The organism is Salinimicrobium oceani (assembly GCF_012037645.1).
Genome location: NZ_JAAVJR010000526.1, coordinates 1 through 479, shown reverse-complemented (window position 1 = coordinate 479; position 479 = coordinate 1). Strand labels below are relative to the sequence as shown.

General features: G+C 44.1%; 1 pseudogene. It reads right to left on the bottom strand.

The features are described 5' to 3' along the window. Window positions 1-479: pseudogene (locus HC175_RS18060) on the bottom strand (2,3-bisphosphoglycerate-independent phosphoglycerate mutase); the annotation flags it as partial.

Sequence of the window (479 nt, the reverse complement as noted above, 5' to 3'; positions counted from 1 at the left end):
TGTTGTTAAAGCTTTCGTCGTAACGCGTCATGGTCACATAATATAAAGGCATGGCCTTCATTCCCTGTTCTTCCAGGTCCCGCTGCGTTAATACATCAGTTAGTTGACGACCACGATCTGTCCTGAAGTTGAAAAAGATCACTACTTCCTCTTTTTTAAGAGTAGCTACAGGATTTCCGGCTGCATCGGTAATAACGATGGGCTTAATGAACTCATCGGTTACTCCTTCGTCATAGCTTTTTTGAATAGCTTCAGGAGCATTGGTGCTTTTTTCTCCTTTTCCGTCGACAACCAGATCATAGGCAACTTTGGTTCTTTCCCAACGCTTATCCCTATCCATTGAATAATACCTGCCCACAATAGAAGCGAGTTTGGAACCGGTCTTTTCCAGGTGCACTTGCAGGTCTTCAATGAAACCCTTTCCGGAATTTGGATCCACATCCCGGCCATCTGTAAAGGCATGGACGTATTTTTCTGAA